The sequence below is a fragment of the Centipeda sp. (in: firmicutes) genome, from assembly GCF_057271695.1.
In genome coordinates this window covers 42,797-50,378 of sequence record NZ_DBHIVL010000005.1, presented here as the reverse complement: position 1 = coordinate 50,378, position 7,582 = coordinate 42,797, and the positions used below count along the sequence as shown (strand labels likewise).

At 59.4% G+C, this 7,582-nt stretch carries 4 protein-coding genes and 1 pseudogene; all 5 read left to right on the top strand.

Going from position 1 to position 7,582, the window contains the following annotated elements:
• Positions 1-84: 84 nt before the first annotated feature.
• On the top strand, positions 85-1,380 hold the full coding sequence (aepX, locus tag ACO6BQ_RS01965; RefSeq protein ID WP_489119206.1) for a phosphoenolpyruvate mutase: 1,296 nt from the start codon (positions 85-87) through the stop codon (positions 1,378-1,380).
• Positions 1,380-2,087, top strand: coding sequence for a class I SAM-dependent methyltransferase (locus ACO6BQ_RS01960; protein WP_489119203.1), 708 nt, complete (start codon positions 1,380-1,382; stop codon positions 2,085-2,087). The genes aepX and ACO6BQ_RS01960 overlap by 1 nt, the downstream gene beginning before the upstream one ends.
• A gap of 3 nt (positions 2,088-2,090) precedes the next feature.
• On the top strand, positions 2,091-3,182 hold the full coding sequence (locus ACO6BQ_RS01955) for a 2-aminoethylphosphonate aminotransferase (protein ID WP_489119201.1): 1,092 nt from the start codon (positions 2,091-2,093) through the stop codon (positions 3,180-3,182).
• A gap of 25 nt (positions 3,183-3,207) precedes the next feature.
• Entirely contained in the window at positions 3,208-5,319 is a 2,112-nt protein-coding gene (locus ACO6BQ_RS01950; RefSeq protein WP_489119199.1) for a sulfatase-like hydrolase/transferase, read from the top strand.
• An 86-nt stretch (positions 5,320-5,405) separates the two neighbouring features.
• Positions 5,406-7,559 (top strand): annotated as a pseudogene (locus ACO6BQ_RS01945) (sulfatase-like hydrolase/transferase).
• Positions 7,560-7,582: the final 23 nt, after the last annotated feature.

The window sequence follows — 7,582 nt, the reverse complement described above, 5'->3', positions numbered from 1 at the left end:
CGAAAAAATCTACGCCAATCTGACGGACTTCATTTTATCAGCGATTCCCTAAAAATCCAATGGGGATAGAGGGAGAACTACCACATGAAGAAAGTATATACCTGCTTCTGCACCGACATCATCCACGAGGGACACAGAAATCTCCTGCGTGCAGCGGCAGAACTGGGGCGGGTTACGGTCGGCGTACTCTCCGACGCGGAGATGGTGCGCTACAACCGCTTTCCAACCAAGACGCTCGCGGAGCGCATGGAGATGATCCGCGCCCTGCCCGAGGTCGCGGAGGTCGTCGTACAGGAGCACATCATGTACGACGAGATCCTTGACCGTCTGCGTCCCAACTACGTCGTGCACGGGAGCAACTGGGCGCAGGGGCCGGAGTCCTCCATCCGTCAGAACGTCCTCGCCGCTCTCGCACGCTACGGCGGCGAGCTCGTCGAGCCGCCCTATACGGAGAGCGCCGAGGTGCGTAACATCGACTGGCGGATGCGTGAGCAGCTCGCCATGCCCGAGGCGCGGCGCGGACGGCTGCGCCGTCTGCTCGACATCGTTCCCATCGTCAAGACCATCGAGGTACACAACGGGCTGACCGGGCTGATCGCCGAGAAAACCGTTGTGGAAAGCGATGGCGGGCTCGACCAGTTCGACGCCATGTGGGTCTCAAGCCTCTGTGACTCGACCGCACGCGGCAAACCCGACATCGAGCTGGTTGACCTCTCCGACCGCATCCAGACCATCAACGAGGTCATGGACGTGACGACGAAGCCCATCATCCTCGATATGGACACGGGCGGCACGGCGGAGCATTTCGCCTACAACGTCCGTACATTGGAGCGCATTGGCGTCTCCGCCGTCATCGTCGAGGACAAGACGGGCGCAAAGCGCAACTCCCTCTTCGGCACAGAGGTCGCGCAGACACAGGATACGATCGAAAACTTCTCCGCGAAGATCGCGGCGGGCAAGGCGGCGCAGCGCACCGAGGAGTTCATGATCATCGCACGCATCGAGAGCCTGATTCTGGAAAAAGGATTAGCAGACGCTCTCAACCGTGCATACGCGTATGTCGCGGCGGGCGCGGACGGCATCATGATCCACTCGCGCACGAAGACGCCCGACGAGGTCATTGCGTTCTGCGATGCGTTCCGCACGCAGCATCCGAGCGTTCCCATCGTCGCGGTTCCCTCCTCCTACAACACGATCACGGAGGCGGAGCTTGCGTCGCACGGCGTTCGCATCGTCATCTACGCGAACCAGCTCACGCGTGCGGCATTCCCCGCCATGGAGAACGCAGCACGCTCCATCCTCACGCACCACCGCGCACACGAGATCGACAGCACGCTGCTACCGATCAAGGACATCATCCGACTGATTGAGGTAATGTAATGGGAAACAAATGGAAAGAGATCTGGAACCGCCGCAAGCCCCTCACGGGCGGACTCGACGGCGACTGGGAGCACGTTTATCTCGAGCTGAAACGACTCAACGGTTACGATGTCATGGGCGACGGCATCCCGCTTGAGGCATTTTTGAACTTTCATGAGGGGCTGATGGAACTCCTCGACCTCACACCGGGCAAGAGCGTCTATGAGGTCGGCTGCGGCGCAGGCGCAAACATGTATCTTATGCAGCGCAACGGACTGATCGTCGGCGGCTCGGACTACGCCGAGGGGCTGATCGAAACGGCGCATGCTGTCGTCCCTGACGCACGCGAGATGGGCGCGATGGAGGCGGCGGATATCCCGACGGAGGAGAAGTACGATGCCGTCTATTCCTGCGGCGTCTTCTCCTATTTCCCCGACCACGCATACGCAGCCCGCGTCCTTCGGCGGATGCTCGAAAAGTCGCGGTACGCCATCGCCGTCACGGATCTCCATGACCGCGCGAAACGGCAGGACTATCTCACGTTCCGCCGCGCGAACATCCCAAACTACGATGAACGCTATGAGGGGCTCGGCCGCCTTTTCTTCCGCAGAGAGTTCTTCGAGGACTTTGCACGGGAACACGATCTGCGTCTCGTATTCCCAAATCTCGAAATGGCAAATTACTGGAACACACCGTTTATCTTCAACTGCTTTATGTATCGGAAGTAAGCTATGAACATCAAACGCAACATCCTTCTCAACCCCGGTCCCGCGACCACCACGGATACAGTGAAAGCCGCGCAGCTCGTCCCCGATATCTGCCCACGCGAGCGTGAATTCGGTGCGCTCATGCGCGATCTCGGCGCGGATCTCCTCAAGGTCGTCCACGCAAATGAAACGGAGTGGACGACCGTCCTTTTCTGCGGCTCGGGTACGATCTGCATGGACGCGTGCGTCAGCTCGCTCATCCCCGCTGACGGAAAGCTCCTCATCGTCAACAACGGGGCGTATTCCGCGCGGGCGGCAGAGATGGCGCGCGCCTACTCTGTGCCGCACATCGACCTGAAATTCCCAATCGACGGTCTGCCCGACCTCGATGAGATTGAACGCACACTGAACGAGAACCCCGACATCACCGCCGTCTACACAACGCATCAGGAGACGGGGACGGGCATCCTGAACCCCGTGCGGGAGATCGGCGCACGCGCCCACGCGCACGGTGCAATCATGATCGCGGACACGATCTCGACCTATGCGATGATCCCGTTCTCCGTCGATGAGATGAACATCGACGTGTGTATGTCCTCGGCGCAGAAGGGCATCCAAGGCATGACGGGGCTTTCGTTTGTGCTGGCGAAAAAATCCGTCCTCACAGCGGCAAAGGCATATCCCGTTCGCTCGTACTACACGAATCTCGTCATGCAGTACGAGGGATTCGAGCAGACAGGCGAGATGCGCTTTACCCCGCCCGTGCAGACCGTCTATGCGGCAAAACGCGCCCTCGCAGAGTACTTCGCCGAGGGCGAAACGAAAAAATGGGCACGCCACACACGCACGATCGAGGCGATCCACGAGGGACTTGCAAAGCTCGGGCTAAAGGAAGCCATTCCGCGTGCGCTCCAGTCGGGGCTCGTCGTCGCGGTCGAGTACCCCGCAGACTTTGACTTTCGGCGCGTGCATGATTACTGCTACGAGCGCGGCTACACGATCTATCCCGGCAAGATGCAGACCGCATCGACATTTCGCCTCTGCGCCCTCGGTGCGATTGACGAGACGGACATCAAGGGCTTTTTCCGCGTGCTTGCGGAAGCGCTGCAGGCATAAGACACCTCGAAAGGACACAGGATAAATGCAGGACGATTTCACCGTATTTTGGCAAAGCAACACCCACGCCCGCACGCTTTTTCTCGATCTGCTTGCACGCGGGCAGAGATCTGCCTACGACGACGATTTCCTCGCCGCGCTTGCCGCCTATCGGATGGCTGCCCCCGACTCCGAGCGTGCGGATATCTTTGCCGCACTGTATCTCCTCCATCATGGTGATGCGGAGAATGCAGCGATCTGCGGGGAGCGTGCCTACGCAAAACGTCCGCAGAGTTTCGTCGTGTGGAGCACGCTTGCCGATGCCTACCGAGCGGTCGGACGTGCGCTCGATGCCCTCACAATGCAGGGATACTGTCAGCGCCGCGCCCCCAATGATGCGTTCAACCCGCCCCTCCCACAAAGCCCTCAGCACGAGGCACTCAGCCGCCTCACCCTGGCGACGAATATGTCGAGCTACGCGCCGCTGATCATCGGTCGTGCAGTTCTTGAAAACGGTGTCGTGCAGCTCGTCAACGATATTTACCTCGGCGAGGAGATTCCCACCACGATGCCAAGCGGCAGTGCCCGTTTCTGGGTTGGCATCTTCATTGATGAGGGGTTTCTCTCCATGATGTCACAGGTTCATGAACCCATGCGGCATAACCTCAAGTTCTTCATCAACAATCGGGATGCAACCTTTGACATTCAAAAGGCACGGGAGGTGACGGGCAGTACCCGCATCGAAGTCCCGACAGGCACGTCACTCGTTGTACCTGTCGCGGGGACGACGGAGGATCAGCCGTTTACGATTCAGACTGCTGGAAACGCATATCCCGGCTACCTTGGCAAGTGGATGTTCAGCTATTTCCGCCTCACAGAGACAGCAACACTGCGCTCAGACGATGCTCCCTTTGCCGTCGGTACGCCAATTCGCCTCGGGCACAGTCCGCATCGCAAAAAGCTCGTGCTGAATCTGCTCATCGACGGGCTGTGCTGGCCGGCTGTACGCCCTCTATTTGCGGAGTACATGCCACAGATTGCGAAATTCTTTTCACGCGGCGTCATCTTCGATCAGCATTTCTCTGCATCCGAGCACACCTTCCCATCCATCCCCTCCATCGAGACGGGACGCTATTCCCACCACACACAGATTTTCAACGAACGGGATGCGCACGAGCTGCCATGCACAATGCGGACAGTTGCCGAGGAGATGCAGGATCTGGGCTACTACTGCAGCGCACCGCTCGCTACGGGGCAGACGTTCTACAGCGGTGTATACCGCGGCTATCACCGCCTCATCTCGACGCATGGCTTTCAGCCCGCCTACGAGGGGACAGAACGCCTTCTGCGTACATTGGAGGCACTGCCCGACGTGGATCACTTCATGCTCTACCATACGAGCGATGTGCATCCGCTCAACGTACAAATGCCGCCCAGGTTTTCCACGGAGGTGGAGGCGCACATCCCCCTTTCCGATCGCTTCGTCCCGCTTGATCCGTCCCTGCCGAGTGTACGGACACCGCGTCTGCCGATCTATCTGGAGCAGCACCTCGTGAGCCTCCGGCATATCGACCGCAGCGTCGGGGCACTCCTCTCCTATATCGAGGAGCACTATGACGAGGACGAGTATATTGTAAATCTCTACTCCGATCACGGCTGCGCACTCTTCGACCCCGATCCTGCGGGAGCAGAGACTGACCTCATCGGAGAATACGCGACAGGTGCGGCATGGATGATGCGCGGGGCGGGTGTCCCCACGAGTGGCATTGTGCATGAACTGACGAGCAGTGTCGATATCTATCCTACCCTCGCGCATCTCTGCGGCTTCCCTGTTGCGGCGGACATCGACGGCAACCTGCCCGCTGTCTTTGGCGGTACGGCACGCGACGCGGTCTACAGTACGTCACAGTTCCCGGGGCAGACGTTCAAGCTCGCCGTACGCACGCACGAGCACGTCCTGCGCGTCGAGACACGCGGCTGTACCGCACTGGATGGAACAGCGGACTTCACGGACGCAGAGGCGTGCATCTACCTGCGTGGGCACGAATGTCACCCCGCCTATGCGGTCGACACCGAGGAGCTGCGTGCCTTCTTCTATCCACGCGCACGCAGTTTTCTGCGGGAGATATCCAACAACGGCGAACTGTTCGTACGCTAGGGAAGCACTGATAAATTCAGCTGCGTCACTCTGAGGGTCTATTTTATCAGCGACTTCCTAAGGGCTCTGTCGGGAAAGGACAAAGTATGACAAACGATCTCAGCGTATTCTGGCAGAACAATGAACGCGCATACACGCTCTTTCAAGATCTCATTGCGCGTGCGCAGCGCAACGAATATGACGATGACTTTCTGGCACAGCTGGCTGCCTATCGGGAGGAGTCTCCCGACAGTGAGAAGGCGGACATCTTCGCTGCGCAGTACCTCCTCCACCACGGCGATGCGGAGGATACCGCCATCTGCGGCGAACGTGCCTTTGCCCGCCGCCCCGTGAACTACGAGGTGTGGAAGGTGCTCGCCGCCGCATACGAGCAGCTAGGACGCGACCTCGATGCGCTCGTTTTGCGGGCATACTGTCACAGTCTCTACGGGGATCCCCTCCCTCCGCTGCGTCTCACACATACGCCCGTAAACGAGGCACTCTCCTACCTGTCCGCCGCGCTCGAAGATACGACGTATGCGCCAATGGCAACCTACCGTGCCTACCTCAAGAACGATAAGGTACACTTCCACCGCGATGTCTTCATCGGCGAGACGATGCCGCTGCCGGTTCCTGCGGGCAGCGATCCCTTCTGGGTCGCCTGCTATGCGGACTACGGCTTCCTCTCGGAGAAGAGCTACCTGATCGACGATGTACGCAACGCCCTGTGGTTCGCGGTATACGGGCATCGTGATTTTACCTTTCAGATGCAAAAGGCACGCGAGGTCTGCGGCACAGTAAACATCGCCATCGAGGACGGACAGGAGATCATACTGCCGCTCGCGGGGACAGCAGACGAGCAGCCCCTCTCCGTGGAGACGGCATCGCTCGGGACACGTACCACATATCTTGGGAAATGGGCGTTCAGCTACTATCGCTTGCAGGAGGACACAACCCTGCGCACGACGCCGGATGCGCCCATCGCCGTCGGTATCCCCATCCGCCTTGGACACAGTCCGCACCGCAAACGGCTCGTACTGAACATTCTCGTCGATGCCCTCTCATGGCCGGTCATGCGCCCCCGCTTCGCACAGGATATGCCGAATCTTGCCGCCTTTTTCAAACAGGGCATCCTCTTCGATCAGCACTTCTCCACCTCGGAGTACACCTATCCTGCACTCCCCGGCATCGAGACGGGCTGCTACCCCCATCACACGCAGCTTTTCAACGGGAAGCACTATCACAGACTCGCGCCGAACTTCATCACGCTCGCGGAGCGCATGAAGGATCTCGGCTATCACTGTGCCTCTCCCATGCTCATGTCGGACTGCCTCTACAGCAATATTTTCCGCGGATATGATCAGATCTCTCCCTGCTCGTGGGATACGCACGCTTTCGAGGGAGCAGACCGCACGATACGCTATATCAAGGCATTCGGCGAGACGGATCTCTTCCTCTTTCTCCATGTCTCAGACGTACATCCTTATGATGCAAAAGGGTACAAATTCAATCTGCCGGTGGAGACATCGCTCCCGCTCTCCGACCGGCTCTATGAGGTGCAAGACGGCGTCGCCAGTGTCCGCCTGCCGAATGCGGAGATCTATCAGCAGCAGTTTTTGGATGGTGCACGCAATGTTGACCGCACGATCGGTCAACTGCTCGCCTACGTCGCGGAGCAGTTCGACGAGGACGAATACATCGTGAACCTCTACTCCGACCACGGTGTTCCGATCTTCAGTGTAAACCCTAGGACATGGCTCGTCGACGTCACCGGATAGCAGTCTACGGGTGCGACGTGGATGATGCGCGGGGCAGGCGTCCCCGAAGGCGTTGTCGCGCATGAGCTCACGAGTTCCCTTGACCTCTACCCGACGCTCGCGCATCTCTGCGGCTTCCCCGTCGCCCCCGATATCGACGGGAATCTGCCCGCCGCGTTCGGCGGCACGGCACGCGATGCGGTCTATACGACCTCCATGTACCGTGGGCAGACGTTCAAGCTCGCCATGCGTACGCACGAGCACGTCCTGCGCCTTGAGACGAAGGAGCTCGTCAACGAGGACGGAACGGTGGACTTTGCTGGATGCGAACCGACGATCTTTATGCGCGGTCACGAAGGAGACTCTGCGTATGCAGTGGACAGCCCGGAGCTTCGCTCCTTCTTCTATCCGCGTGCGAGGGATTTCGTACGGGAGATTGCAAACAACGGCGAGCATTGGCCGGCGATGCGTGCGGCACGGCCGGAGTGGTTCGGGGAGAAATGATGGTGGATAGCGCGGAAAGGAGC

What these genes read in the sequence shown, in the direction of transcription:
- aepX (WP_489119206.1), top strand. Translation starts at nt 85, where the DNA reads ATGAAGAAAGTATATACCTGCTTCTGCACCGACATCATCCACGAGGGA.
- ACO6BQ_RS01960 (WP_489119203.1), top strand. Translation starts at nt 1,380, where the DNA reads ATGGGAAACAAATGGAAAGAGATCTGGAACCGCCGCAAGCCCCTCACG.
- ACO6BQ_RS01955 (WP_489119201.1), top strand. Translation starts at nt 2,091, where the DNA reads ATGAACATCAAACGCAACATCCTTCTCAACCCCGGTCCCGCGACCACC.
- ACO6BQ_RS01950 (WP_489119199.1), top strand. Translation starts at nt 3,208, where the DNA reads ATGCAGGACGATTTCACCGTATTTTGGCAAAGCAACACCCACGCCCGC.